Below are 25,053 nucleotides of genomic sequence, written 5' to 3'. Positions count from 1 at the left end.
GTTTAGATTCTACGGAATGACAAAATGTAATCATAAGTCTGATAAAAGTAAAATTACAAAGTTTAGAATCTTCACTATATGATTTTAGACTCTAAAAAAAGAAAAATGGCAAAACGTACAGATATAAAAACAATTTTAGTAATCGGTTCAGGACCTATCATCATCGGGCAGGCAGCTGAATTTGATTACGCAGGAACGCAGGCTTGCTTATCTTTAAAAGAAGAAGGCTACAAAGTAATTTTGATTAACTCAAACCCTGCAACGATCATGACCGATGTGGAAATCGCTGATAAAGTATATATCGAGCCGATTTCATTACAGTTTGTAAGCCACATCATCAGAAAAGAGCGTCCGGATGCATTACTACCAACCCTTGGAGGACAGACAGGTCTTAACATGGCGGTAGAGCTTGAAAAATCAGGAATTCTTGAAGAATGCAAAGTGGAAGTATTGGGAACTAAACTTTCTGCGATCAACAGAGCAGAAGACAGAGACCTTTTCCGTGAGTTGATGAGAGAATTAAATGAGCCGGTTCCGGAATCTGATATCGTAAACACGGTAGAAGGAGCCCTTGCGTTTGCAGACAATATTGGTTATCCTGTTATTGTTCGTCCTGCCTTTACGATGGGAGGAACAGGTGGAGGTATCGCTTCCACTGAAGCAGAATTGAAAGAGATTGCTGAATTGGGACTAAAACACAGCCCGGTTACACAGTGTCTTATTGAGAAATCAATCGCAGGTTTCAAAGAAATTGAGTACGAAGTAATGCGTGATGCAAACGACAACGCGATTGTGGTTTGTAACATGGAAAATATTGATCCGGTAGGAGTTCACACAGGAGACTCTATCGTAGTAGCACCTTCTCAGACCCTTTCAGACAGAGAGTACCAGTTACTGAGAAATGCTTCATTAAAAATCATCAGAGCATTAGGAATTGAAGGCGGATGTAACGTACAGTTAGCATTAGATCCACATTCATTCGATTACTATATCATCGAGGTAAACCCTAGAGTATCCCGTTCATCAGCTTTAGCAAGTAAGGCAACAGGATATCCGATTGCAAAGATCGCTGCGAAAATTGCAGTAGGATTAACATTGGATGAAATCATGAACCCGGTAACAGGAAAAACATACGCATGTTTCGAACCTGCTCTGGATTATGTGGTGACTAAATTCCCAAGATTCCCATTCGATAAATTCGAAACTGCAGACAGAAGACTTTCTACTCAGATGAAAGCAACTGGAGAAGTAATGGCGATCGGAAGAAACCTTGAAGAATCTTTACAGAAAGCGATCCGTTCATTAGAAACAGGAATCAAGCACTTAGGATTAAAAACTAAACAAGCTCAGGCACTTACTGCTGAAGAAATCGAAAGAAGAATCAGAGTGTGTGATGATGAGAGATTATTCATCATCGGAGATGCTTTAAGAAGAGGATACGATTGGGAGCAGATTGTAGAGTGGAGTAAAATCGATAAATTCTTCATCTGGAAGCTTAAAAAACTGGTTGACTTCGAAAAAGTAATTGCTGAAAACAAGTTTGATAAAGAAACATTAATTGAAGCTAAAAGATTAGGTTTTGCAGATATCAATATCGCGGTTCTTTGGGATGTAAAAGAGCGTGAAGTATTCAACTTCAGAAAAGAAAACGGAGTAATGCCAGTGTACAAAATGGTAGATACTTGTGCTGCTGAATTTGAAAGTGAAACGCCATACTTCTACGGAACTTACGAAGAAGAGAACGAAAGTGTAGTTTCTGATAAAGAAAAGATTATCGTTTTAGGTTCAGGACCTATCAGAATCGGGCAGGGAGTTGAATTCGACTACGCAACGGTACACTCAGTTTGGGCTATCAAAGAAATGGGGTACGAAGCGATCATTATCAACAATAACCCTGAGACCGTTTCTACAGACTTCTCTATCTCAGATAAATTATACTTCGAGCCTCTTACTGAAGAAGATGTAATGAACATCATCGAGCTTGAAAAACCTAAGGGAGTAGTCGTACAGTTCGGAGGACAGACGGCGATCAACCTTGCAGATAAATTAGCTTCTCACGGAGTACAGATCTTAGGAACTTCATTAGAAGACCTTGACAGAGCTGAAAACAGAGATAAATTCGAGAAAGCTTTACAGGAAATGGGAATTCCTCAGCCAAAAGGAAGAACTTCCACTTCAAAAGAAGAAGCGATCAAAATTGCTAACGAAATCGGTTACCCGGTATTGGTGCGTCCAAGCTACGTTTTGGGAGGTAGAGCAATGGAAATTGTATACGCAGAAGCAGAATTAGCTCACTATATGGAACATGCAGTAGACGCAAGTCCTGAGCACCCTGTTTTGGTTGACAAATATATGGTAGGAAAAGAAATTGAAGTAGATGCTATCTGCGACGGTGAAACAGTAGTGATTCCAGGAATTATGGAGCACATCGAAAGAGCAGGAGTTCACTCCGGAGATTCTATCGCTGTATATCCGCCACAGAATATTTCTCAAAGCGAAATTGATACTTTAGTAGACTATACCCAAAGACTGGCGAAAGGACTGAAGGTGATCGGTTTAATGAACATTCAGTACGTTCTTTTCGAAGGAAACGTATATGTGATTGAAGTAAACCCACGTTCTTCAAGAACCGTTCCTTTCTTATCTAAAATCACTGAGGTTCCAATGGCTAACCTTGCAACGAAAGCGATCTTAGGACAAAAATTGGCTGATCTTGGTTATAAAAATGGATTGGTTCCGAATAAAGAAGGAGTGTTTGTAAAAGTACCGGTATTCTCTTTCTCAAAACTGACAAAAGTTGATATCTCTTTAGGCCCTGAAATGAAGTCTACAGGAGAAGTTATGGGGAAAGATACTACTTTAGAGAAAGCCCTATACAAAGGACTGGTTGCAGCTGGAAGAAAAGTTCCTATGCACGGTTCTATCTTGTTTACAGTAGCTGATAAGCATAAGGAAGAAGCAGCTGATTTGGCAGCAAGATTCCATGAAGTAGGTTTCAGAATCTGGGCTACAGAAGGTACTGCAAAATTCTTCGAAGAAAAAGGAATTCCTTGCAAAATAGGATACAAAATTGGAGAAGAAAACGTAAACCTTATCGACCTGATTCAAAAAGGAAAAGTTCAGTATGTGGTAAATACGACTACAAAAGGAAAACAAGCAGAAAGAGACGGATTCCAGATCAGAAGAATGAGTGTGGAAAATGGAGTTCCTTGTTTAACTTCAATGGATACGGTAGAAGCGATTCTAAAAGTAATCGAAAGCATGAGCTTCAAAATGGAGACGATGTAATTTCGAAAAATAATACTCAAAATCCCGCAAGAAAACTTGCGGGATTTTTTATTGAAAAGAGTTGTCAGTCAAATTATTCTGTTTATTTTTACAAAAACCATCTAAACTGAAATGCAATGAGTATAAAGTCAATGACAATTGGATTCTTAAATATTGTTTCTGTACTAATATTTTCAGCATGTTCTTATTTAACCGATTTTTACATTCAAAACCTAACCGGAAGTAAAAAGATAATAAAGATCAATTATAGTTACCCTGTTTCAAAAGCAATTAATAATGATCCTGCCAGTTTCGGATTTAATTATGAAAACGAAATATTATCCCCTAAAGCTTTTAGAAAAATCAACAACCTGAAATCTCTTGAAAAGATAGAAGTGAAAGATTCTGCTATTGTTCTGGAAGTTCCGCCCAATTCCACAGTAAGGATTGACAAAAGCCATAACGGAAGATGGAGGTATATGATTAAAAGTGTTGAAGTTGATGGAAAAGCTTTTAGCACTATAGAGTTACAAAATAAAACGAAGTTGATTAGTAAAGACTATGTTTATAAAATTGAGTAAACAAATAATCTAAATCACCACACAGGTCGTATATTCGCAAAAAGAAAGATACAGCACCATGAAATACAAATATTTACTTTACTTTCCGTTATTAACAATTATTTCCTGTAATAAACCTGAACAAAAAGATAAGGTTTCCACTTCAGCTATTCCCAAAGAATCAGTCAAGTTAGCATCAGTAAAACCACAGACCAGTAAAGAAATATCCTGGAAGGGACTTCTGAATGGGAAAACTCCAGTATTTATACATTACCAGATTGATGGCAATATTGTCGCTGGTGAAATTACTTATTTGAATACAAAAAATAAATTACCCATAACACTTGTAGGAACCATTGACAACGATAACAATTACAGGATTTTAGAATTTGAAAAATCGGGCAATATAACGGGTGTCATTACCGGAAAACCAACGGATGGTGACTTTAAAGGAAGTTGGTTTTCACCAAAGACGAGAAAAGAACTTGCTCTCAATCTAGTAAAAAAAGATACAGCTCTTATCTCAAAGAAAATAGAAACAAAAGTAGAAGATCTGTTCGGGCGTTATCATTACCAATATAGTGAAGCAGGGTATCAGGGAGATTTGGAAATTAAGAAATTGCCAGGATCAAAAGCTGTTTTTGGAATAACATCGGTGACCGGAGAGCCGGGGAGAAATATTGCCCAAATAGATGATGATACCATCAGTCTTACAACAACAGATTTTACTTATAAATTAGCAGATACAGATGATTGTGAATTTAAAGTAAAATTCTACAAAGGTTTTGCTGTGGTTCAGTATACCCAAGGAGTATGCAGCGGACAATTCGGAATGAATGCTACTATTGAAGGAATATATCTGAAAACAAAATAATCAATAGAATTTTGACAATTTATTGCCTGGTTAATGAACAAAATGGGTAATATAATGATTGATAATAGATGGATGAAAAAGCAATAAAAATTTTATTCAAAACCATAAAAAAATCTCAGGATGAAAGCTTAAGTGATTGGTTTGAGTGGGATACTTACATGCAATATATCAGCAAAGTGGATTTTGAGTATGCAAAGAAGCAGCATGTAATGTATGAACAGGAAAACATCAATCATGATAAAATTTGCAAGAGAATTAAAATGGCTGTAGCTCAAATTGAAAAACAGGATGTTGTTAACGCCTTTCTATACAGTTTAAGCACAAGACAATTAGAATATCGTTCATTTTTATCAAGCTACTGCATTGCAAAATCATTATCAGAACATAGCTTTATAGCCAGTCCGGAACCGAATGAGGGAATTTGTGCCGTTTGTGGACTTCATACTTTCGAATTTGAAGATCCAATTGAATTTAATACCATTAATTATTTTAAATATAAAGATGGAGCTTGCTTTGATAGTTTAATTCAGGTGTTATTTGACGTAGAACAGTTTCCCAAACTTCCGTCAGTTACTCCTAATAAAAATGATTACACTATTCTCAACGAATTAAAGAAGTTAATTGAAATGTCAGAGCCCAATGACAGGATTGCTCAGCTCAAAAAGAAAATCTCCAAAACCATCAAATCCAATGATGAAGAACGGTTAGGTTTATTGGAAATTTTTGGGGTAATAGGTATTTTACATGATGATGAACACCTTGACTATGCCGATCAATATGTTACTTATCCAGAAAGAAAACATAGACCCATCCGGAATGACGATGTAGGATATCCGGCCCGCTGGTGGCAGGGAAAATTTGGAATAGATAATGGAAAATGGGAATATTGGTTTGGAAAGAATTAATAGAAAATCGAAACTATTTAATTTTTTTTGCTGATTTATCTAAGAGGTTGTAAATTAGGGGATCTAAATAAATTATTCAGGAATAATGATAGAACTGATTTAATTTTACCAAACTATAAAACAACCATGGCAGAATATTACGCAAAATCCAGCAATTCTTTATCCTTTGAACTCTTCAATGATGATAAACCGACAGGAAAAATTACCTACAAAAGTTGGTTTAATTTTAATGCTGTGATGGAGCTGGCAAATCATCAAAGTTTTCAGGTTGAACCAAAAGGATTCTGGGGAACAACCATTGAGCTGAAGGATAATGAAAAGGTTCTTTTAAAGTTCAGAATGAATTGGAATGGTGAAATCATAGTACAAACTTATTTTGATGGGGAAAAAGAAAGTTTTGTATGTAAGCACAGAGGTGTTTTCAAAGATTCATTTGTGCTTACTGATAAAGTGGGAACTGAGCTCTTAGTCATGAAACCTCAATTTAAGTGGAACCTTCTGAATTATGAATATCAGATCACTACTTCCGATGATTTTGAGAAATATTCCAATAAAGACATCTTATTATTGACTTCGATACACTGTGCAAACTATTATATGTCTATGATAGTTGTTGTATAGAGCACATAATTTAACTAAAATATTTACATAAAATAAACTGCTGAACATCTATATAGTAGTGAAATAAGGGTTTCCGGATTGTCGGAAACCCTTTATTTATGGTCTTTTTATAAAGGATGAATTTTATGACTTCCATCATGTTTTTATTTAGAATTAATAAAAATAAAGTAATTTTGCGACACTAAGCTTAATTATAAAAATGAAAAAAACTATTATTTCTGCATCATTATTAGCAGTGACCATGCTGAGTGCACAGGAAAGTGATACTCTTAAAGTAGCCGAAATCCAGTCTGTTTCCCTCCAGGGAACCCAGAATTACAGAACCAAAAAATCCGAATCAGTTGCAAGGCTTCCCTTAGAAAACCTTGAAAATCCAACAGTTTACAATCTTGTTCCAAAAGAGATTATCAGTGAAATGAATGCCACAGATTTCAATACGGCAATGGCGTCAGTTCCTGGAGTGGTCGTGAGCAATAGTGTCAACGATAGCGGGAATGATATTTTCCTGAGAGGGTTTAGCTCTAATGCCAGTTTCAGAAACGGATTGATCCAGAATCCAAGAGTACAATCAGAGATTGCTAATATTGAAAGAGTAGAAGTCATCAAAGGGCCATCAGGAACATTGTTCGGTGGTACTTTGGCTAATTATGGGGGAGTGGTGAATGTTGTGACAAAAAAACCGCAGCAAAACTTTGGAGGAATCATTAATTATACTACCGGAAGCTGGGGGATGAACAGGATCACCGCAGATGTGAATACTCCCTTGAATAAAGAAAAAACAGCATTGGCAAGATTCAATGTAGCCGCTTATTCTCAGGATTCTTTTCAGGATGCTGGATATAGCAAAGGAGTATTCTTTTCAGGAAGTGTTCTCTATAAAGTAAGTGACAAAACTACGGTAACCTTAGATACAGAATTCCATGCACCGGAAAAAACACTGAATGCCTATGTGAGACAGTCTGAAAAATTGACCTATCACTCTATGAAAGACCTTGAAGCCATTCATGGAAGGTCATTTACCAGTAATGATGTTGGATCGAAGAGAACCAATTTTGTAACAATGGCCGAAGTTACCCATAAATTCAATGACCAATGGACTTCCAGAACATCCTATCAAAGAGGTGAAGCCAATGAAAAAGAATCTATATTTCTGGTATTAAACTATATGGATAACAATAGGGTAAGCCGAAGTATCCGTCCTTTTGACAATTATAAGATCACAACAGACAATATTCAGCAGAATTTTATCGGAGATTTTAAAATCGGAAATCTTAGAAACCGATTAGTCGTTGGTTTGGACTATTTCCAACAGAGCAGTAAAAACCAATATCCTGTTTTTACTGTGGGTAAAAACACAAATTCAGCATTTGCTCCTTATCCCTTAAATGGAGTAATCGGGGAGAATTATGGGACTGAAAAAGGAAATGATATTGTTACATTAAATGACACTTCCGATTGGACTCCTATTTCACGTGATGTTGTTAAAAAGCTTCCAAGAACCGCTACAAAATATGAGATTGCTCAATACAGTACATACAGTGCTTATGTTTCCAATGTATTAAATGTTACCGATAACCTTCTTGTAATGGCAAGTTTAAGAATGGACCATTACAAAAATGAAGATATTAAAAGAAATGGAGTATCAGGAGCAGAAGGCTACAGCCAAACTCAATTCTCTCCAAAATTTGGGTTGGTATATGAGATTAAAAAAGACGAAATTTCATTCTTTGCCAACTATGTGAACGGATTCAAAAATATTGCTCCTGGACCTAATCAGGATGGTGTTCTTACCAAATGGGACCCGGAACAAGGAAACCAGTTTGAGGCTGGATTCAAATTAGATCTGTTTGGTAAAAAACTATTATCTACCATTTCTTATTATAATATGAGGGTTAAGAATAGAGTAATTGCTGATCCGGGAGGCCTGGGAAGCAGGCAGGATGGTAATATAAAAAACCAGGGATTTGAAATGGATATCGTGATCAACCCGGTAAAAGGATGGAATATCGTGGGAGGATACGGATTCAACGATAACCGCTATGATGACAGAAGTAAAGATGCCGGAAAGAGAGTGGCATGGGCGCCTAAACACGTAGCCAATTTATGGACGAGTTACAAAATCATGGATGGAACTTATGAAGGACTTGGTTTCGGGGCTGGATTCAATTTTGTAGATAAAACCTATATTAATATCACAAACCATTTCCTGGCACCATCTTATACAACAGTAGGAGCAACAGTTTTCTATGACAAGAAAAAATATAGAATAGGGGTGAAGATGAATAATGCATTGAATCAAACCTATTGGAATTTCTACGGACAGCCACAAAAACCAAGAGAGTTCCTGGCCAATTTCGCATTTAAATTCTAATAACCTTTTAAAAACAAAAACAAGTTGTCTCAAACTTAAAGTTGATTGGAAAAGCGCAATGGAGCAAAAAAACAAGGATTTCAAGTAAAAAAAAACATTGTTATATAGGTTTTTACAAATTTCAATAGAGGATATCATTTGTTTTCAAACATCTGCATAATCTGTGAAATCCACGAGAGATTATACAATTCAACTTGAAATTTTATCGAAGATAAAAATCCTTACGCCTTATCACACAAACATGCTGAAGAATCTTCGCGCCTTTGCGCTTTCCATCAAAAACAATCTAAAGACAATTCTTTCAGATATGGAGAATAAAAAAACGAACCCCAAGAAAAAACAAGGGAAATCCCTGACCAAAAGAATTACAGGATGGCTGCATCTCTGGCTCGGACTTGTTTCCGGGATTATTGTACTTACCGTTACACTTTCCGGAACGGTTTTCGTATTTTGTGACGAGATTGTAGATCTTTGTGCCGCAAGCGCAAAATATGTTCAGGCTCCGGCTCATGCCAAAAAAATGACTCCTGAAGAATTATTGACGAAGTTTCATCAGCAGGTTCCGGACAGAAAAGCTTTTTACTTTGATACTTACAGGGTGGCAGACAGAACTTTCCGTGTAGCTTCAGCTACCAAGCCTCCAAAAGATAAAAACGCTGAAAAAGCAGAAAAACCTAAAAGCAAGGGAAGAGGGCCAAGAGGCGTTTTTGCCTATCATTATCTTGATCCTTATACCGGAAAAGTAATAGGCTCTACGAAAAGCTATGAATTTTTCTATGTGGTAGCTCACATTCATGCTCAGCTACTGGCAGGTAAATTCGGGAAAACGGTAGTAGGAGTTGCCTCTATTATATTTTTCATTCAGTTAATTGGTGGTCTTATTCTCTGGTGGCCAAAAAAATGGAACAAAACGACAAGAACTACTGCATTTAAGATTAAATCCGGCACAAAATGGCGTAGAAAAAACTACGACTTTCATAATGTTTTTGGCTTCTATTCTCTGCTGCCAGCTGTATTTATTACGATTACCGGCCTTATTATGGCATATAAAATTTTAACAGACCTTACTCAGGCTGCCTTTGGCGGGGTTGCCGATGCCCATAAGATTGCAGAACAGTATGATCCGAAGTATGATCCTGATAAAAAAGCATTGTCTTTTACAGATTTTATAGACAGAAGTTTTAAAGAACTGCCACAGGCAAAACAAGTAAGAATGAATGTACCCCGTAAGGATTCTACAACGGTTTACAACGTAATGGCAGCTCGATTTATTGGGTTAAAAAGTATTGTTGATGGACAAAGTAAAGAAGTCAATAAATATACAGGAGATGAAATTAATTATCCGAAAGAAGTACTGATGCATGAAGTGATTGAACATATGAACTTTGATCTCCATGTTGGGTATTGGGGCGGAATGTTTGGAAAAATATTCACATTCGTTATTGGAATCATTTGTACCAGTCTTCCGGTGACAGGATTTCTGATCTGGTGGGGAAGAAGGAACAAGTCCGGTAAAAAAGCAAAAGAAGTTAAAAATATTCATCAACATAGAAAAGAATCACATCATGAACAATTGGTTTAAAATTTTATATATCTCTCTATTTTCAGTCTTCACAATCGGGAAAGCTCAGGAAAAAATTACGATAGGAGAGAAGCAAACTCTATTTTCAAAGGTTTTGAATGAAAACAGAGAGGTTTGGGTTCATCTCCCTAAAACATACAATGATACAGCTGTTAATCCCGCTAAATATCCGGTCATCTATCTTTTAGATGGTGAAATCAATTTTGAATATTATACAGGCCTAACGGATTTTATCGCCAGAACTCCTTACGCTGACATTCCGGAATGTATTGTTGTTGGAGTTAAAAATACAGAACGCACAAGAGATCTTACTCCTACAAAATCACAAAAGAAAAGCCCTGTAAATCCTGCGGTAACTCTTTTTGCAGATAGTGGTGGAAGTGAGAATTTTGTGAAATTCCTGCAAGAGGAACTGAAGCCTTTTATCAGTAAAAATTATAGAACTCAGGACTATTCTGTTTTGGTAGGACATTCATTCGGTGGCCTTTTTGCCATCAATACTTTTTTATTTCACCCGGAATATTTTAATGCTTATGTGGCCAACGATCCGAGTTTATGGTGGGATAATGAAGTAACGATCTCAAGAACAAATGAGTATCTGGAAAAGAATAAAAAGTTCCCGGCTCACAAATTTTTATATGTTTCTCAGGCTGACAATGAAGAACAACAGAAAAACTGGAATTCAGACATGACACAGGCTATTGAAAAATTTAAAGACCTCGTAGAGAAAAGCGGAAGCCTGAATTATAAGCATCGTTTTTTTGAAGGGGAAACACATGGAACGGTTTCTTATCCTGGAAACTATGAGGCCTTGAAATTTATATTCAAAGGCTTCAGAACAGATATTAAGCAGCTTGCAAAGAATCCGGGATTGCTGGATACAGAATATAAAAAGTTTTCTGAAAAAATGGGTGTAGAATTTATCCCTTCAGAATCTTATCTGAATGTAGTTCTTAAATTTATGAAAACCAACAATTTCAAAGAATCTGAAAACTATTTTATAAACCTGAAAAATAAACTTTATCCTAAGGTTAAATAATTGAATATGCTATAAATAGGATGATGGGGTATGTTGAGCAAATTCAATGTACCCCATTTTTATGGAAACCTTCGTTTTATTTATGCTTTAATAAACTTATCAGGCTATTGTTGAATTCCAGTTGTGCAGTTTCAAGTTTTGAAAAGAATTCCCGGTCAAAATTTTCAACAGCAATAACGGCTTTTTTTATAGTTTCTTTACCGGTTTCTGTTATTTCAATGGTTTTTGCTCTTGTATCTGTCATATGTTCTCTTCTGCTTATAAATTCTTTCTTTTGCAAGGCTCTCAACACCTGTGAAGTGGTCATCGGATCTATTTTAGTATTGTTGGAGAGAATAATCTGGGTGACTTCAGCCTTCTGAAGGGTGAGCCAGTGAGTACTTGCCAAAATAACAAATTGTGAATGGGTAAGATCAAACGGTAATAATGCTTTTTTTATTTCCCGCTGCCAGAGATTGGTGACCTGCCACAATAAAAAGCCTGAACTATCCTCAGCTTTTTGTACACTGAATGTATTATCTTTATTCATCTACAACATTTTTGAAATGATTAAATTAAAATCTTTTTCAGAAATCTCAAAATGTCCGTACCGAAAAGGATAACCCCAGAATTTTTTATTCTCAATAAAATCAAGCTGATCAATCAAAGGAATGATAGAACAATCTTTACAGTCATAGAACTCTATATTTCTTCTGAACGGAATAAATGTTTCCGTCATTTGAAAAGAATAGACTTCATCATCCATAACTTTTCCAATCGCTGTAAAACGTTGAAGCTTCTCTGAATCCTCCATTTTTATTTTAGAAGAGTAAATAATGATATGATCTCCCTTTTTCATCCTTTGTAAAGGTGCTTTTTTTCCGTGGCAAACTTGTATGAATTTGCCTTTAACACCGTGTTCTATATGTTCTTTAGACACGGAGGCTATCCAGTATTGTATCATAATTTTTTTGCATTTTTAATTTGGTTCGCAATATCTTCCGGAAGATGTTTTACAATATCCCCAGCGACCAGTTTTATCCAAAGGCAGGCCAGTAAGCCTGTAACGGTCATGGTAACCGTAATCTTTAAACCATTTTCAGTTTCTTCATAAAGGTGCTCCCCATACATTTTCGCCAAAGGAAATGTAGTTAAATCCGTAAATTTATGAAAAGGAATTACCTCAATAAGTCTGATTTTTACTTTTGGACCTCCTTTAGGTTTTAAAATAAAAAACTCGCCCTCTTTAAGCGGACCCAACAGAGTTGAATACTCCACAGTATCATCCCATTCCTTCCAACGGTTAATATCTGTTGTTAGCTTCCAGATCTGTTCCTTCGTAACTTCTTGTGTAACTACTGAATATTTTTTTTTCCACATAAGAATATTTTATATGTGCAAATATAATATGTGTACATATTAAATGCAAATAAAAAATATAACCTATATGAAAATCATTCAAAAATCATTGTGCTTTATATACAATTACATTAGGATTCCTGCCTCATAAAGAAAATACAGGCGAAATTAAAACATGCTATGGGAATCCAGAAAGGAGAGGCCAGAACAATGGCAAAAATGAACATCGGAATAACTCCTTTTAATCCGGCAGTTATGATGGTATCCGAAGGTAATCGGTTACCTATTGAAGTAATAATACAGGCAATTAATAAAGCTGAAAGGCTTAATCCTGCCGAAATTCCTGTAAGCTTCCATGTTATTAATCTCCTGTTAATAAAATGTAATTTATAAAATGCAACTCCATAAATAATGAATACAAATAGTGAAATAAGAATGTTGTAAAAAGAGGGTAAGTCAGGAAATATAATGACTAATATAATATTGCCAATCAATAAGTTGATGAAGATGCAAAGAGCAAATAGAAGTATATTTTGTTTCATAGTTGTGTTTTTTGTGTGGCATTAAATGTACATTATTTTTTGATTCCGGAAACTTTTTGAACAAAAAAAACAAACCTGTAGATGTACAGGTTTGCTTTTGAGGTATATCATTAAAAAATAGTTACCTATTAAATAGATTTTGCATAAGATTTTCTACAGGTACATCATATATATGATAAAATACTTGCAGAATTATTATTTGGAGCCTTTTTTATTAATGTCTGTTATCACAATTAATAGTAAGCTCAGTCTTTTCTTTATCCAAAAATGTGATTGCAGGACATCCGAAAGAAGGGGTGATGAAGTTAAATACCACTGGTGCTTTTCCTTTAAAAAGTCTACCTGTCCATTGAGCATAATAATGGTTTTCTGCATTTTCCATTTTTTCCAGAGGGTTGAATTCCGCTCCGTCACTTATGGTAAATGTCTTCTCAAATATTTTTTCATTCTTATCGTTGATTACTACCAGTCTGCGTTCCTGGGTTCCATATTCTTTAAGAAGATCCTGTACATAATATGTCAGATTTTCATACTTAGATTGGTAAGTACTTCCATATTTAAGATTGGAACCTGAGAAATATTTTTTCTGAATATCAGCTCCTGCTTTTTCCCATTTAATCATTTTCATCTGATTTTCTACAAATGGATTTTTGCTTCCGAAATAGGCGATTACGTTCATATACTTGTCAAAAATATCGGTACCTTTTTGAGTGTCAATCTGGAACCCCAGCATATAAGATTCTGAGTCAACTTCATCTCCTTCAACAATATAAGGAGAAAGATAGGCCGTAGCTTTCAGCTTATTAACCGGGATTTTTTGGAGATTATTGGTTTCATAATTATAAAGATAAAGTGAATCGTTTTCAGTGATATGAATAGCATCCAGCATTTTTTTCCTGTAAGAACCATCCAGTTCAATATAAGACACCTTATCAAAAGGAAGCTCCTTTTGCTTTTTAAGAAAATCTGCCGGAACAGCATTCTTATCATTATAAATATCAGAGACCGAAATAAAGGTATCCATAAGGTCTTTACGCTGCATGGTGGAAACATTGTAAATATTAAAATTCTTAAAATCTATTTCCTCTTCTGCAGCTGTCGTTTTTACAGAATCTTTTATAATAGCTGGCTGATTCTGAACTGTGGTTTTGTCCTCCTTTTTACAGCTGACAATCATAAGCTGTGAACATAAAAGCACTAAGGCTGTATTAATCTTCATTATTAAGAATGTTTTGAATTTATTTTGTAATAAGGTGCAGAATAAAATCTGCTCAAGTATTTTTTACAATATCATCATTATATTTTGTATCCTGAAAAAGGAATGATTTGTTTATTTTTTTTGAGCATTATTCGCAGTGGGTGTTTAAACCTCTAAAAATACCCATTATCTTTGGAACACCAAATACTAAAATGAAATGGTTGAAAAATTACTTCAAAGTGGCATTCATTGGGAACATAAGGAATTTATACGGAATGAGTTTTTGAAAATCTCAGGAAGTACAGACACCCAGATTTATTTTATTGAAAAAGGAAGTGTAAGGATCTTTATGACGGATGATCATGAAGAAAGGATTATCCGTTTCGGGTATACCGGAAATATTATTGTTTCTCTGGATTCTTTCCTTTCCGGGAAACCATCAGACCTTTATATTCAGGCGATCAAGAAAACGGCGGTAAAAGTGGCTTCAAAAAATGATTTCTATCAGTTTATTCAATCCGATGAAACCCATATGAAGTTTTGGATCAATGTTTTGGAAGATCTTGTATTGCAGCAGTTGGAAAGAGAAAAAGACTTATTGATTAATGCCCCGGCAGAACGTTTTGAAAGAGTCTTAAAACGCAGTCCGAAACTATTTCAGGAAGTTCCGAATAAATATATTGCCAATTATCTCAGAATGTCTCCGGAAACATTATCCAGGCTTAAAAAATCTTGAGTTCAATCAAGATTTAAGAAGAAACGGATCCGGAACTTTGTAAAAAAACAGTAATGAAAATTTCAACCACAGCATTGCTAGAGGAATTAAAAAACAGAACCGGACAACATCTGCAGTATGCTGAAAGCCTTTTATGGGTACCGGAAGATGAACTGAACTTCAGAACTACGACAGATAGCTGGAGTGCATTGGAGTGTCTGGAACATCTTAACCGATACGGAAACTTTTATATCCCTGAAATCTCTCAAAGAATTTCTTCTTCCAAAACTACTTCAAAACCAGATTTTAAACCGGGAATTCTAGGGAATTATTTTGCTAAAACGATGCTTCCCAAAGAAAAACTGAATAAAATGAAAACGCTCAAAACTATGGATCCCATCCACAGCCAGCTGAACAAAGAGGTTGTGAATGAATTTATAAAGCAGCAGAAACAATTACTTGATCTATTGGAAAAAGCAAGATCTATCAATCTGGAAAAAACAAAAACAGCCATCAGTATTTCAAAAATGATCACCTTAAAACTGGGTGATACTTTCCGTTTTGTGATTTATCATAATACAAGACATATCGCTCAGGCAGAAAGAATGGTAAAGAACAGGTAAAAGATATCGTATGAATCCATGAAAAATAGTAATTTTAAACTAATGGAATTCATACATCAAAAAACAATAGAGACTCCACTGGGAGAAATGATAGCCTGTGCAACAGATCAGGGCATCTGTCTGCTGGAATTTACAGATAGGAAAAATTTTGAAAAGCAGCTAAGGGCCTTATCAAAAGCACTGAAGACAGAAATTGTAGAAAAGGATCACATTCATTTTCAGCAATTGGAGAAAGAGCTAAAAGAATATTTTGAAGGAAACAGATCTGAGTTTGAAGTTCCTTTATTTACAACCGGTACTGAATTTCAGGAAAAGGTATGGCTGCTGCTGCGTGAAATTCCGATGGGAGAGATCAGAACTTATAAACAACAGTCAGAACTATTGGGAAATCCCAAAGCCATTCGTGCCGTAGGAACAGCCAATGGAATCAATAAAATTGCTATTTTAATTCCATGTCATCGTGTGATCGGTTCCAACGGTGAATTAGTAGGATATGCAGGCGGAATCTGGAGAAAACAAAAATTATTGGAGCTAGAGAAAGCTATTTTATTTTGATTTTTGTAATTTTAAACAAAAATTTACACGTGAAAAAGTTATTAATAGCAGTTTGTATTTCAGTTTCAGGATTTGCTTTAGCACAGGATTATTCTGTACCAGCAGCAAGTCCGCGTCAGAAGGTAGAGCAGCAGTTTTCAATGTCCAAAATCTCAGTGGATTACGGAAGACCCGGAGTGAAAGGGCGTAAGATTTTTGGAGAATTGGTTCCTTACGGCCAGGTTTGGAGAGCAGGAGCTAACTCATCTACGAAAATCACTTTCGGACAGACCATTAATTTTGGCGGAAAGACTGTTCCGGCAGGAACTTACGGATTATTCATCATTCCTACTGAAAAAGAATGGAAAGTAATTTTGAATAAAGACTTCCAGCAATGGGGGGCTTATACTTATGATCCTAAACAGGATGTAGTAGATGTTACAGTGCCAGTAAACAAATTGGCAGACAAGCAGGAATGGTTTGAAATTACCCTGAACCCAACAGATGAAAACTCTGGAAACCTTGTGATCAAATGGGATATGAATCAGGCGGAAATTCCATTGAAACCATCAAAATTAGACACGGTAATCAAGATTTCTGATAAGTTGAAAGAAATCCAAAGAATAGAATCAGACTCTAACAAAAAAGGTTAAGCATGAATTTTTCTGTTCAATCTATTTTAGAGAGTGAAGAATTTCAATTAATCCCCTTAGAACAAGGGGATTTTGAATCTTTATATGAAGTGGCATCGGATCCTAAAGTATGGGAACAACACCCTAACAAAGACCGTTATCAGAGAGAGGTTTTTGAAAATTTCTTTAGAGGAGCTATAGAAAGTAAGGGGGCTTTTAAAATTATTGAAAAAACAACCGGAGATGTTCTGGGAAGCAGCCGTTACTATAATTTTGATGAAAATGATAACCATATTTTCATCGGCTATACTTTCTATGGAACAAAATCTTGGGGGAAAGGAATCAATCCGAAAGTAAAGAAACTAATGTTGGATTATATTTTCCAATATGTAGATAAAGTTCATTTTCATATCGGAAAAGAGAATTTCCGTTCACAGAAAGCATTGGAAAGGCTTGGAGGAATTAAAATAGCGGAAGAAGAAGTGGCTTATTTTGCTGAACCTACAAGAACCAATTTTGTATATGAAATCAAAAAAGAAGCTTGGATATGAAAAAATACAAAATCCAGCAATCTCCATTTGTAGTGCCTACTACAGACGGAAAATTGATTGAAGAGCATTGGGGGAATTCTACAGGAAACGCTAATGTTTCCATTGCTCATATGATTGCTCCGCCAGACTGGAGTGAGCCCCATCAGACTCCGGAATTTGACGAATTCACTTATATTATTTCCGGTAAAAAACAATTTGAAATTGATGGGGAAATTGTAGTTCTTGAAAAAGGAAGCAGTATTCTGATTGAAAAAGGAGCGAGAATTCGCTACAGCAATCCATTTGCAGAACCTTGTGAATATCTTGCCATCTGCCTGCCTGCGTTTTCTATGGAATTGGTAAACAGGGAAGTGGAAGGCGTAGATTAATGTATTCATGGCTATCAAGTTTACACTAGTATATGGCTATACAGCTCCTATTTCAAGATCATTGAGAGCAAATCGTTACGATTGAAAAAGAAGGCTTCAATCCACAGCAAGTAAAGCTGGATAAGACATTTAATGCCGTAACGCTTCTTAATATCCTTTTCGGTGGTGCAATAGGAGTAGGAATTGATGCAGCAACAGGATCTCTTACAAAATATTCTACCAAAAAATATGATGTTGAATTAGAAACAAAACAACAGTAAAATAAAGATCTAAAAATAGCAATGTACCAATAAGTGATTTTACATCAAAACATTGGTACATTGTTACACTGATACATTGAAATTACTTCAGTACTTCTTTCAAAAACATCAACGTATGATTCCAGGCTCTTTTGGCCATTGTTTCATTATAATCCGGTGATTTAGGATCAGTAAAGGTATGTTTTGAATGGGCGTAAGTAATGATTTGCCAGTCTGCATTTCCATCATTCATTTCTTTGATGAGGTTGCTGTAATCATCAGGTGTTACACTCTTATCATCTGCCGCATTCTCCACCAGGATTTTAGCGTTTAATTTTTCATTTTTTCTGCTTTGGTCTCTTCCCAAACTTCCATGAATAGAAACAACTCCTGCAACAGGAAGGTTTCCTCTCGCGGATTCCAATGCACCTGTTCCTCCAAAACAATATCCTATAACGGCTGTTTTATCAGCAATGGCTCCGTTTTTTTTCAGCTGTTCCAAAGCCAATGAGATTCTTTTTTGATATTCCGGATAGTTTTTCTTGTAATACCCTGAACTTTTGGCTGCTTCTTCATTGTTGGCAGGAATTTTACCTTCCCCATAAATATCAGCAATAAAAGCAATATATCCTTGCTTTTCCAATTCAATGGCTGCTGTTTTGGCTTCTTCATCAATTCCTTTCCATGCGGGAAGGATCAGAACTCCGGGAAGTTTTTTCCCTGCATTGGAAGTGATTAAACCATTCAGCTTCTGTGGTCCATCCTGATAGGAAACAGTTGTAAGGTTTTGACTGAAAAGAGCCCCTGAGGCGATCATTGATGCGGTTAATAAGATTGAACGTATCATATTATTTTGTTTTTGGGTTGAATTTAATCGAATCTGTATTGACAATAATGATCTAAGTTGGTGAAAAATAAGGTGCTGTGATTTTTACTCTTTATGAGATTTCCATTGACCATTTTTATATTCATATACTGTGCTATTTTGATAATTGTCTACTTTGATCTTATAAGGAGTAATGAAGTTTACCGTGATCTGAATAGGAATTTCAAAGGTTTTATCTCGTTTCCCCGGTATTTTTATCCTTGAGGATTTCGAGTCATAATATTTCATCATATAGTTAAACGTCTTGCTGCCTATCATTTTATGGTATTTTTCAAGATCTTCAAGCGGCATTGCTGTTGAAATATACATGCTTTTACCATATTTTGTATGAGCATATTCAAGGATATCTTTATTCCAGAATCTGGTAATCAAAAAATTGTATCCCGGAGAGAGACCATCATCAGGAGTTTTATCATCAATATAAGATTTAGGGCTTATATATTGGATGTAGAAAAATGTTTTTTGTCCGGCAAAATCTTTTTTAGGAAGTTTTTGTATGGCATGATCCAATACTCTTTTATTGACCAGATTATAGATTTTCTCAATATGCTGAACATCCATATCAACTTTTTCCATCAGGATAGCAGGCTCGTTACCAAACGAACATGAAATTACAGGACATCCATTGCTATTGGCTGGACCTGGAACAGTAGGGCAGTTATCATCTTTATCCAGAATTCCGTCACCATCTGTATCTTCCCATGGGCAGCCTTTATTTTCTACAGATCCAGCAACGCTAGGGCAGGCATCATCTTTATCCAATACACCATCCTTATCAGTATCAGGCCATGGGCATCCGTTATTTTCAATTGAACCTCCTTCTTTTGGGCATTTATCCAGATAGAATAGAATACCGTCCAGGTCTTCATCCGAAAGACAGATCTTTTTGTTGAATTCTTTTCGGCATTTTTTGAATGCTTCCGGATTTTCAATACTTTGTGCATGAAAGCTTGTAACAGCAAATAAAAATAAAAGTAAAAATTTTCTCATATTCATAAAAAAATCCTCAGCCAAATTAATAAAAATAACTTAACTGAGGATTTTTTACTATTTATAATAAAATTACTGAATTTCGACACCCAGATATGCCAGTTCCTGCTTCAGATCTGTATCTGGCAGAACGTGAATAGTATTGAATCCCAGCGATTTTGCCATTTCAATATTCTTTGGATTATCATCAATAAAAACAGACTCTGCTGCCTGAATGTTATATCTTTCTAGTAAAACATGCCAGATTTTAGGATCAGGCTTAATCAGTTTTTCTGTTCCGGAAACCACTATTTTCCCATCAAAAAGCTGGAAGAAGTCATAATTTTCCAATGCATAAGGAAAGGTTTCTGCAGACCAGTTGGTTAATCCAAATAGCTGATAGTCTGTATTCTTTAACTTTCTTAAAATATCAACATTTTGAGGAATGTCGCTTTTCAGCATCACGGTCCAGTTGTCATAAAAAGCTCTGATCTCCTTTTCCCATTCCGGAAATTTTTTTACCTGAATTTCTGTGCCTTCTGAAAGGCTTCTTCCTCTGTCCTGTTCAATATTCCACTCATCCTGAGCAATATTTTCCAGGAAGTATTCCATTTTTTCATCATCATTGAAATAATCTTTAAAGAAATATCTAGGGTTCCAATCCATTAAAACCCCTCCGAAATCGAATACTATATTTTTAATTTTCATATTGATATTTGTTGTTTAATTTTTTACCTGAGATTTAATCTGGCCTATAAAATATATACTGCTCATTTTCATAATAAGCATTTATATGCTGAAGTCCATTGGTTAAAATAATTTCCTTAGCTCCGATAATAGAATTGTATCGGGCAGTCTGCTCAAATGTTTTTTCCGTGAGTTTAATTTGCGGGGCTTTACATTCGATAAGAATGATGGGTTCAGTTTTTTCGGTAACTAAAAGGTCAATCCTTTTGGTTAAACCATTGAGAACAATCTTTTTTTCAGTAATTAAAGCCGATGCAGAGTAGGATTTTACAGTAAGATAATAGTGGATCCAGTGCTGCCTTACCCATTCCTCGGGAGTGAGCAGAAGATAAGTTTTACGAACCAAATCATAAATAAAAAACTTATCTTTGTCTTTCTTGAATTTAAAATCAAAAGTTTCCTGAAAATTCAGTTTTGGAAGTTCCATTAGTAAGATGAAAGAATTAGATTTAATCCTCAAAAATATTAAAAATAAAGAAGTTTTACCTATTTATTTTTTCCACGGAGAAGAAGCCTACTTTATTGATGTTGCCGTAAAAGCCCTTGAACACAACTTTTTGGAAGAGGATGAAAAAGCCTTTAACCAAACCGTTACTTACGGAAAAGATACTTCTTATCAGGAAGTTCTTTCCCTGGCAAGACAGTTCCCTATGATGGGAGATAAGCAGGTAATTATCGTAAAAGAAGCTCAGGATCTGAAATTTAATGAAGAAGAAAACAGAATTCTGGATGCATATGTTGAAAACCCTGTTCCTTCTACTGTATTGGTTTTTGCTCATAAGCATAAAAAACTGGACAGCCGAAAAAAAGCAGCTAAAGCTTTGGATAAAGCCAATGCCCTTTTTCTCAGTGAATCTGTAAGAGAAAGCAACCTTCCAAAATGGATTTCTGATGAATGTGTAAAGCTTAAGATCAAAACAGCTCCTAATATTTCTCATCTTTTAGCAGAGTATCTTGGAAATGATCTTTCAAGAATTGCTAATGAACTGAATAAGCTGAAGATCATCCTTAAAGAAGGGGAAGTCCTGGATGGAACCATTGTTGAAAACCATATCGGAATCAGCAAAGAATACAATATTTTTGAACTTCAGAAGGCATTGGGAACAAAAAATGCCAATGCAGCCTTTAAAATAGCCCATTTTATGGGCAAAAATCCAAAGAACAATCCTTTCGTGATGATGCTGGCCAGTCTGTATAACTATTTTTCCAATGTGATTATTTATCAGACGATGGCAGGGCAGTCACCACAAACCATAGCCTCTCAAATGGGGGTAAATCCTTATTTTGTGAAAGATTATGCAGAAAGTGCGAGATTGTACCCTTTAAAACATGCGACAAGAGTCATTTCAATTCTGAGAGAGTTTGATATGAAAGGAAAAGGATTAGGAGCAGTGAATATGGGAGAAGCGGAACTCATCAAGGAACTGGTGTATAAGATTATTAATGTAGATAAGATTAAAATGAAGGTTTGATTTTATGTTTGAGAGTAGGAGAGTTTTAGAGTGAAAGGGTAAAGTGAATGCTAAATTTAAGACAAGTAGATAATAGACGGATAGATGATAGACAAAGAATATTAGGTCTTAAATATAAAGTACCAGATCTAAACCTAAATCCGCAACCTGAAACTCGTATCTCAAAACTCGCATCCTGTACCCTCATTGACAATCCGCATATCTCTTATTGACAACTATCATTAAAATAACTTTAAAAAGACAACAAAAATTACGAAATTAGCGGTCTTAATTTAATTATATCTTTTTTCGAACAAGTAAATTATGGAGCAAAACATTTTAGATTGTGTGATCGTTGGATCTGGACCTTCTGGTTTCACAGCTGCTATTTATGCAGCAAGAGCAGACTTAAAACCTGAATTGTATACAGGTTTGGAGCCGGGCGGACAATTAACTACAACTACTGAGGTTGATAACTTTCCAGGGTATCCAGCAGGGATTACAGGTCCTGAAATGATGATGGATCTGCAAAAGCAGGCAGAAAGATTTGAAACCAAAGTACATTACGAAATGATCACTAAAGCTGAGTTTTCAAAAGAAGTTGGCGGTGTTCACAAATTATATGCTGGAAATAAAGAGATTTTAGCAAAATCAGTAATCATTTCTACAGGAGCTACAGCAAAATATTTAGGTCTTGATGATGAAAAAAAATATGCAGGCGGTGGGGTTTCTGCTTGTGCTACATGTGACGGATTTTTCTACAGAGGAAAAGATGTTGTGGTAGTAGGAGCAGGAGATACAGCGGCTGAGGAAGCTACTTATCTTGCTAAACTTTGTAAAAAAGTAACATTATTAGTAAGAAAAGACGTTTTCAGAGCTTCAAAAGCAATGGTTCACAGAGTAGAAAGTACTCCGAATATTGAAGTGAAATTTCACCATGAGCTGATTGGGATTGAAGGTGAGAACAGCTTGGTAGAAAGAGCGGTAATTATCAATAACCAGACTCAGGAAACTTCTAAGGTAGATGTTGAGGGAATCTTCATCGCTATTGGTCACAAACCGAATACGGATATCTTCGTAGGTCAGGTAGATCTTGATGAAAACGGATATATCGTAACAGAAAAAGGTTCTTCAAGAACAAACCTTCCGGGAGTTTTTGCGGCAGGAGATGTTCAGGATCATATCTACAGACAGGCTATTACAGCTGCAGGAAGCGGATGTATGGCTGCAATGGATGCAGAAAAATATTTAGCTGAATTACACTAATTATTTAGCTTTCAATCATACAAAGCGTACCCAATGGGTGCGCTTTTTTTGTGATTAATAACAACATTTTTTGTTGGAAAACGCGAAGGCGCAAAGAGTTAATAATGCAGACTGTTTTTAAGGCGCAAGAGAATCAAAGATTCTCAGCAAAGGGAACACTTTATTTCTGCTATGTCTGCTTTTGTTATAAATTGAATCATATTTTAGCCGTATACAATTTTATCGGAGATAAAATCCTCGCGCCTTAAAAACATAATACTGTTACCTTCTTTTGCACCTTTGCGATTTCCAATGTTGTACACTTATTGATCCTTCAAATAAATTAGAGTATCGTAACGAAAACATTGATATATTTGTTAAGTTTCAAAATAATTTAATATAAAACTTAACAAAGCAATAGGCATGAAAAAAGTAACGGCTATAGGAGGTATTTTCTTTAAATGCAAAGATCCGGAGCAGGTAAACGATTGGTATAAGGCCCATCTTGGAGTGGAAACCAGTCCATATGGAGCGAAATTCGATTGGAGAGAAGCAGATTCTGATAAAAAAGGATATACATTATGGAGTCCGTTTAAAGCATCTACCCAATATTTTGAACCATCAGAAAAAGAGTTTATGATTAACTACCATGTGGCGGATATTGAAGCATTGGTAGAAGAATTAAAAAAAGAAGGGATCACCATTCTGGATGAAATTGCAACCTATGAATACGGGAAGTTTGTTCATATTATGGATCCTGAAGGCAATAAAATTGAATTATTTGAGCCGGCAGGAGAGTAGCCCGTTGAATGATAAAAGATAAAAACTGTTTCTGTGTGAAGCAGTTTTTTGTTTTTCCGGATTTCAAACTGTTGTGAAGTAATAAAGCATTCCGTATATTTGATGGTAAGCTATATTCTATGAAAACACAGGTGTAAAAAGATGCAGGAAATTTTTAAAACATTCAAGCCTCAAAACTCCATTGTCAGCAAGTATGTTGACTATTATTATCTGGATATTAAAAATAATAATATCATTAATGAGTTTCAATGTTTTCCGCACTTCAATAACTCCATTTCACTTTATAAATCTCATATCCGGTTAGAAACTAAAGAGGTGATTTATGATGAAAAAGCACCGCCGTGTCAAATTTTTACACCTATCCGGGAAAAAGTTCTTCATGTGAAACAATCCGGGAAAGTTTATAGAATTGTAGTGGTGTTTCCCCCTTTGGGAATCCATCAGTTTTATGAAAATCTGGATTTTACGAAATATATTACAGATTATGATTTTTTTACTCAAGATGAATTAAATGAAGTTTTCTCAGCTGCAGAAACTGAAGTTCAGGGAAGCTTGTTAGACCGTTTTCTTGAGAAAAGATTCAAGAGATTTGAACATACAATTCTTGAAAAATCAATTGATTATATTTTCAACCATTACGAAAGTTTTTCTGTTGAAGAAATTTCAAGGAAAATTGGTTTCAGCCGCCAGCATTTAAACCGGCTTTTTCAGGCACATTTGGGCGTTTCTATTAAAAAATTCAATGAAATTGTGCTTTTCAGGCAGACCATCAACCAGAAACTTTTTGAAAATCCTGACCGTAACTTTACAGAATTAGCCCATGAGTTTAATTTCAATGACCAGTCTCATTTCAATAAAACGTATAAAAACCTCACAGAAAACTCTCCAAAATCATTTTTTTCGAAAGGAACTGTATTAGGTCAGGAAGATACTTTCTGGCATTTGCTGCCTTCAGTAATAATGTTCCATTTTTACAATTTTTTCTGATGTACTGT

Annotated in this window: 26 protein-coding genes and 1 pseudogene; 18 read left to right on the top strand and 9 right to left on the bottom strand. The window is 35.5% G+C overall.

Going from position 1 to position 25,053, the window contains the following annotated elements; all coding sequences use genetic code 11:
* The first annotated feature begins 105 nt into the window (after nucleotides 1-105).
* The 8 genes from carB (at nucleotide 106) to AC3HD6_RS13295 (ending at nucleotide 11,219) form a co-directional block, all read left to right on the top strand.
* Nucleotides 106-3,288 carry a carbamoyl-phosphate synthase large subunit gene (gene carB / locus AC3HD6_RS13330; RefSeq protein ID WP_488896776.1) on the top strand — a complete coding sequence of 1,061 codons (3,183 nt, stop codon included), beginning with the start codon at nucleotides 106-108 and terminating at the stop codon, nucleotides 3,286-3,288.
* Nucleotides 3,289-3,404: 116 nt separating this feature from the next.
* Nucleotides 3,405-3,848: a hypothetical protein gene (locus AC3HD6_RS13325; protein ID WP_488896775.1), complete on the top strand. Its 444-nt coding sequence runs from the start codon at nucleotides 3,405-3,407 to the stop codon at nucleotides 3,846-3,848.
* A 58-nt stretch (nucleotides 3,849-3,906) separates the two neighbouring features.
* Nucleotides 3,907-4,701, top strand: coding sequence for a hypothetical protein (locus AC3HD6_RS13320; RefSeq protein WP_488896774.1), 795 nt, complete (start codon nucleotides 3,907-3,909; stop codon nucleotides 4,699-4,701).
* A gap of 68 nt (nucleotides 4,702-4,769) precedes the next feature.
* A complete protein-coding gene (locus tag AC3HD6_RS13315; RefSeq protein ID WP_488896773.1) occupies nucleotides 4,770-5,606 on the top strand; it encodes a hypothetical protein in 837 nt (278 codons plus the stop codon).
* A gap of 126 nt (nucleotides 5,607-5,732) precedes the next feature.
* Nucleotides 5,733-6,227, top strand: a complete 495-nt coding sequence (locus AC3HD6_RS13310; protein WP_488896772.1) for a hypothetical protein — start codon at nucleotides 5,733-5,735, stop codon at nucleotides 6,225-6,227.
* A 199-nt stretch (nucleotides 6,228-6,426) separates the two neighbouring features.
* Nucleotides 6,427-8,598: a TonB-dependent siderophore receptor gene (locus AC3HD6_RS13305; protein ID WP_488896771.1), complete on the top strand. Its 2,172-nt coding sequence runs from the start codon at nucleotides 6,427-6,429 to the stop codon at nucleotides 8,596-8,598.
* A 241-nt stretch (nucleotides 8,599-8,839) separates the two neighbouring features.
* The gene (locus AC3HD6_RS13300; protein WP_488896770.1) at nucleotides 8,840-10,180 is read left to right on the top strand and encodes a PepSY-associated TM helix domain-containing protein; all 1,341 of its coding nucleotides are present in this window, start codon (nucleotides 8,840-8,842) and stop codon (nucleotides 10,178-10,180) included.
* A complete protein-coding gene (locus AC3HD6_RS13295) occupies nucleotides 10,164-11,219 on the top strand; it encodes an alpha/beta hydrolase (protein WP_488896769.1) in 1,056 nt (351 codons plus the stop codon). The genes AC3HD6_RS13300 and AC3HD6_RS13295 overlap by 17 nt, the downstream gene beginning before the upstream one ends.
* A gap of 76 nt (nucleotides 11,220-11,295) precedes the next feature.
* On the opposite strand, the gene AC3HD6_RS13290 is transcribed toward AC3HD6_RS13295, so the two are convergent.
* The 5 genes from AC3HD6_RS13290 to AC3HD6_RS13270 all read right to left on the bottom strand — a co-directional run bounded on the left by AC3HD6_RS13290 (nucleotide 11,296) and on the right by AC3HD6_RS13270 (nucleotide 14,318).
* The gene (locus tag AC3HD6_RS13290; RefSeq protein ID WP_488896768.1) at nucleotides 11,296-11,748 is read right to left on the bottom strand and encodes a MarR family winged helix-turn-helix transcriptional regulator; all 453 of its coding nucleotides are present in this window, start codon (nucleotides 11,746-11,748) and stop codon (nucleotides 11,296-11,298) included.
* Nucleotides 11,749-12,162, bottom strand: coding sequence for an EVE domain-containing protein (locus tag AC3HD6_RS13285; RefSeq protein WP_488896767.1), 414 nt, complete (start codon nucleotides 12,160-12,162; stop codon nucleotides 11,749-11,751). It abuts the gene before it with no gap.
* On the bottom strand, nucleotides 12,159-12,578 hold the full coding sequence (locus AC3HD6_RS13280) for an SRPBCC family protein (RefSeq protein ID WP_488896766.1): 420 nt from the start codon (nucleotides 12,576-12,578) through the stop codon (nucleotides 12,159-12,161). The genes AC3HD6_RS13285 and AC3HD6_RS13280 overlap by 4 nt, the downstream gene beginning before the upstream one ends.
* 110 nt (nucleotides 12,579-12,688) lie before the next feature.
* Nucleotides 12,689-13,099: a hypothetical protein gene (locus tag AC3HD6_RS13275; protein ID WP_488896765.1), complete on the bottom strand. Its 411-nt coding sequence runs from the start codon at nucleotides 13,097-13,099 to the stop codon at nucleotides 12,689-12,691.
* 214 nt (nucleotides 13,100-13,313) lie between these two features.
* Nucleotides 13,314-14,318 (bottom strand): hypothetical protein, encoded by a 1,005-nt coding sequence (locus tag AC3HD6_RS13270; RefSeq protein ID WP_488896764.1) that lies wholly within the window; start codon nucleotides 14,316-14,318, stop codon nucleotides 13,314-13,316.
* A gap of 196 nt (nucleotides 14,319-14,514) precedes the next feature.
* Here AC3HD6_RS13270 and AC3HD6_RS13265 point away from each other — a divergent pair, with 196 nt between their 5' ends.
* Genes AC3HD6_RS13265 through AC3HD6_RS13240 form a run of 6 tightly spaced genes read left to right on the top strand, consistent with a single transcriptional unit; the run spans nucleotide 14,515 to nucleotide 17,720 of the window.
* Complete coding sequence (locus AC3HD6_RS13265) at nucleotides 14,515-15,033, top strand: Crp/Fnr family transcriptional regulator (protein WP_488896763.1); 519 nt, start codon at nucleotides 14,515-14,517, stop codon at nucleotides 15,031-15,033.
* A gap of 53 nt (nucleotides 15,034-15,086) precedes the next feature.
* Complete coding sequence (locus AC3HD6_RS13260) at nucleotides 15,087-15,635, top strand: DinB family protein (protein WP_488896762.1); 549 nt, start codon at nucleotides 15,087-15,089, stop codon at nucleotides 15,633-15,635.
* Between the two features lie 42 nt (nucleotides 15,636-15,677).
* The gene (locus AC3HD6_RS13255) at nucleotides 15,678-16,190 is read left to right on the top strand and encodes a methylated-DNA--[protein]-cysteine S-methyltransferase (protein WP_488896761.1); all 513 of its coding nucleotides are present in this window, start codon (nucleotides 15,678-15,680) and stop codon (nucleotides 16,188-16,190) included.
* Nucleotides 16,191-16,219: 29 nt separating this feature from the next.
* Nucleotides 16,220-16,822, top strand: coding sequence for a DUF2911 domain-containing protein (locus AC3HD6_RS13250; RefSeq protein WP_068945036.1), 603 nt, complete (start codon nucleotides 16,220-16,222; stop codon nucleotides 16,820-16,822).
* A 2-nt stretch (nucleotides 16,823-16,824) separates the two neighbouring features.
* Nucleotides 16,825-17,352: a GNAT family N-acetyltransferase gene (locus AC3HD6_RS13245; protein ID WP_488896760.1), complete on the top strand. Its 528-nt coding sequence runs from the start codon at nucleotides 16,825-16,827 to the stop codon at nucleotides 17,350-17,352.
* Nucleotides 17,349-17,720 (top strand): cupin domain-containing protein, encoded by a 372-nt coding sequence (locus AC3HD6_RS13240; protein ID WP_488896759.1) that lies wholly within the window; start codon nucleotides 17,349-17,351, stop codon nucleotides 17,718-17,720. The genes AC3HD6_RS13245 and AC3HD6_RS13240 overlap by 4 nt, the downstream gene beginning before the upstream one ends.
* Before the next feature lie 342 nt (nucleotides 17,721-18,062).
* On the opposite strand, the gene AC3HD6_RS13235 is transcribed toward AC3HD6_RS13240, so the two are convergent.
* From AC3HD6_RS13235 to AC3HD6_RS13220, 4 genes and pseudogenes are all read right to left on the bottom strand, one after another.
* Nucleotides 18,063-18,806 (bottom strand): dienelactone hydrolase family protein, encoded by a 744-nt coding sequence (locus tag AC3HD6_RS13235; protein WP_488896758.1) that lies wholly within the window; start codon nucleotides 18,804-18,806, stop codon nucleotides 18,063-18,065.
* A gap of 654 nt (nucleotides 18,807-19,460) precedes the next feature.
* Nucleotides 19,461-19,715, bottom strand: a pseudogene (locus tag AC3HD6_RS13230) (thrombospondin type 3 repeat-containing protein); the annotation flags it as partial.
* Nucleotides 19,716-19,907: 192 nt separating this feature from the next.
* Nucleotides 19,908-20,522: an HAD family hydrolase gene (locus AC3HD6_RS13225; RefSeq protein ID WP_488896757.1), complete on the bottom strand. Its 615-nt coding sequence runs from the start codon at nucleotides 20,520-20,522 to the stop codon at nucleotides 19,908-19,910.
* Nucleotides 20,523-20,556: 34 nt separating this feature from the next.
* The gene (locus AC3HD6_RS13220) at nucleotides 20,557-20,988 is read right to left on the bottom strand and encodes a type I restriction enzyme HsdR N-terminal domain-containing protein (RefSeq protein ID WP_488896756.1); all 432 of its coding nucleotides are present in this window, start codon (nucleotides 20,986-20,988) and stop codon (nucleotides 20,557-20,559) included.
* A gap of 7 nt (nucleotides 20,989-20,995) precedes the next feature.
* Between AC3HD6_RS13220 and holA the strand changes: the two genes are divergently transcribed.
* From holA to AC3HD6_RS13200, 4 genes are all read left to right on the top strand, one after another.
* Entirely contained in the window at nucleotides 20,996-22,033 is a 1,038-nt protein-coding gene (holA, locus tag AC3HD6_RS13215) for a DNA polymerase III subunit delta (RefSeq protein WP_488896755.1), read from the top strand.
* Nucleotides 22,034-22,336: 303 nt separating this feature from the next.
* Nucleotides 22,337-23,278: a thioredoxin-disulfide reductase gene (trxB, locus tag AC3HD6_RS13210; RefSeq protein ID WP_488896754.1), complete on the top strand. Its 942-nt coding sequence runs from the start codon at nucleotides 22,337-22,339 to the stop codon at nucleotides 23,276-23,278.
* Between the two features lie 402 nt (nucleotides 23,279-23,680).
* Nucleotides 23,681-24,058 (top strand): VOC family protein, encoded by a 378-nt coding sequence (locus AC3HD6_RS13205; protein WP_488896753.1) that lies wholly within the window; start codon nucleotides 23,681-23,683, stop codon nucleotides 24,056-24,058.
* 141 nt (nucleotides 24,059-24,199) lie between these two features.
* Nucleotides 24,200-25,045 carry a helix-turn-helix domain-containing protein gene (locus AC3HD6_RS13200; protein ID WP_488896752.1) on the top strand — a complete coding sequence of 282 codons (846 nt, stop codon included), beginning with the start codon at nucleotides 24,200-24,202 and terminating at the stop codon, nucleotides 25,043-25,045.
* Nucleotides 25,046-25,053: the final 8 nt, after the last annotated feature.

The sequence above is a fragment of the Chryseobacterium sp. II3a genome (assembly GCF_057815135.1).
This window is presented reverse-complemented; position numbering and strand designations above follow the sequence as displayed.

What these genes read in the sequence shown, in the direction of transcription:
- carB (WP_488896776.1), top strand. Translation starts at nt 106, where the DNA reads ATGGCAAAACGTACAGATATAAAAACAATTTTAGTAATCGGTTCAGGA.
- AC3HD6_RS13325 (WP_488896775.1), top strand. Translation starts at nt 3,405, where the DNA reads ATGAGTATAAAGTCAATGACAATTGGATTCTTAAATATTGTTTCTGTA.
- AC3HD6_RS13320 (WP_488896774.1), top strand. Translation starts at nt 3,907, where the DNA reads ATGAAATACAAATATTTACTTTACTTTCCGTTATTAACAATTATTTCC.
- AC3HD6_RS13315 (WP_488896773.1), top strand. Translation starts at nt 4,770, where the DNA reads ATGGATGAAAAAGCAATAAAAATTTTATTCAAAACCATAAAAAAATCT.
- AC3HD6_RS13310 (WP_488896772.1), top strand. Translation starts at nt 5,733, where the DNA reads ATGGCAGAATATTACGCAAAATCCAGCAATTCTTTATCCTTTGAACTC.
- AC3HD6_RS13305 (WP_488896771.1), top strand. Translation starts at nt 6,427, where the DNA reads ATGAAAAAAACTATTATTTCTGCATCATTATTAGCAGTGACCATGCTG.
- AC3HD6_RS13300 (WP_488896770.1), top strand. Translation starts at nt 8,840, where the DNA reads ATGCTGAAGAATCTTCGCGCCTTTGCGCTTTCCATCAAAAACAATCTA.
- AC3HD6_RS13295 (WP_488896769.1), top strand. Translation starts at nt 10,164, where the DNA reads ATGAACAATTGGTTTAAAATTTTATATATCTCTCTATTTTCAGTCTTC.
- AC3HD6_RS13290 (WP_488896768.1), bottom strand. Translation starts at nt 11,748, where the DNA reads ATGAATAAAGATAATACATTCAGTGTACAAAAAGCTGAGGATAGTTCA.
- AC3HD6_RS13285 (WP_488896767.1), bottom strand. Translation starts at nt 12,162, where the DNA reads ATGATACAATACTGGATAGCCTCCGTGTCTAAAGAACATATAGAACAC.
- AC3HD6_RS13280 (WP_488896766.1), bottom strand. Translation starts at nt 12,578, where the DNA reads ATGTGGAAAAAAAAATATTCAGTAGTTACACAAGAAGTTACGAAGGAA.
- AC3HD6_RS13275 (WP_488896765.1), bottom strand. Translation starts at nt 13,099, where the DNA reads ATGAAACAAAATATACTTCTATTTGCTCTTTGCATCTTCATCAACTTA.
- AC3HD6_RS13270 (WP_488896764.1), bottom strand. Translation starts at nt 14,318, where the DNA reads ATGAAGATTAATACAGCCTTAGTGCTTTTATGTTCACAGCTTATGATT.
- AC3HD6_RS13265 (WP_488896763.1), top strand. Translation starts at nt 14,515, where the DNA reads ATGGTTGAAAAATTACTTCAAAGTGGCATTCATTGGGAACATAAGGAA.
- AC3HD6_RS13260 (WP_488896762.1), top strand. Translation starts at nt 15,087, where the DNA reads ATGAAAATTTCAACCACAGCATTGCTAGAGGAATTAAAAAACAGAACC.
- AC3HD6_RS13255 (WP_488896761.1), top strand. Translation starts at nt 15,678, where the DNA reads ATGGAATTCATACATCAAAAAACAATAGAGACTCCACTGGGAGAAATG.
- AC3HD6_RS13245 (WP_488896760.1), top strand. Translation starts at nt 16,825, where the DNA reads ATGAATTTTTCTGTTCAATCTATTTTAGAGAGTGAAGAATTTCAATTA.
- AC3HD6_RS13240 (WP_488896759.1), top strand. Translation starts at nt 17,349, where the DNA reads ATGAAAAAATACAAAATCCAGCAATCTCCATTTGTAGTGCCTACTACA.
- AC3HD6_RS13235 (WP_488896758.1), bottom strand. Translation starts at nt 18,806, where the DNA reads ATGATACGTTCAATCTTATTAACCGCATCAATGATCGCCTCAGGGGCT.
- AC3HD6_RS13225 (WP_488896757.1), bottom strand. Translation starts at nt 20,522, where the DNA reads ATGAAAATTAAAAATATAGTATTCGATTTCGGAGGGGTTTTAATGGAT.
- AC3HD6_RS13220 (WP_488896756.1), bottom strand. Translation starts at nt 20,988, where the DNA reads ATGGAACTTCCAAAACTGAATTTTCAGGAAACTTTTGATTTTAAATTC.
- holA (WP_488896755.1), top strand. Translation starts at nt 20,996, where the DNA reads ATGAAAGAATTAGATTTAATCCTCAAAAATATTAAAAATAAAGAAGTT.
- trxB (WP_488896754.1), top strand. Translation starts at nt 22,337, where the DNA reads ATGGAGCAAAACATTTTAGATTGTGTGATCGTTGGATCTGGACCTTCT.
- AC3HD6_RS13205 (WP_488896753.1), top strand. Translation starts at nt 23,681, where the DNA reads ATGAAAAAAGTAACGGCTATAGGAGGTATTTTCTTTAAATGCAAAGAT.
- AC3HD6_RS13200 (WP_488896752.1), top strand. Translation starts at nt 24,200, where the DNA reads ATGCAGGAAATTTTTAAAACATTCAAGCCTCAAAACTCCATTGTCAGC.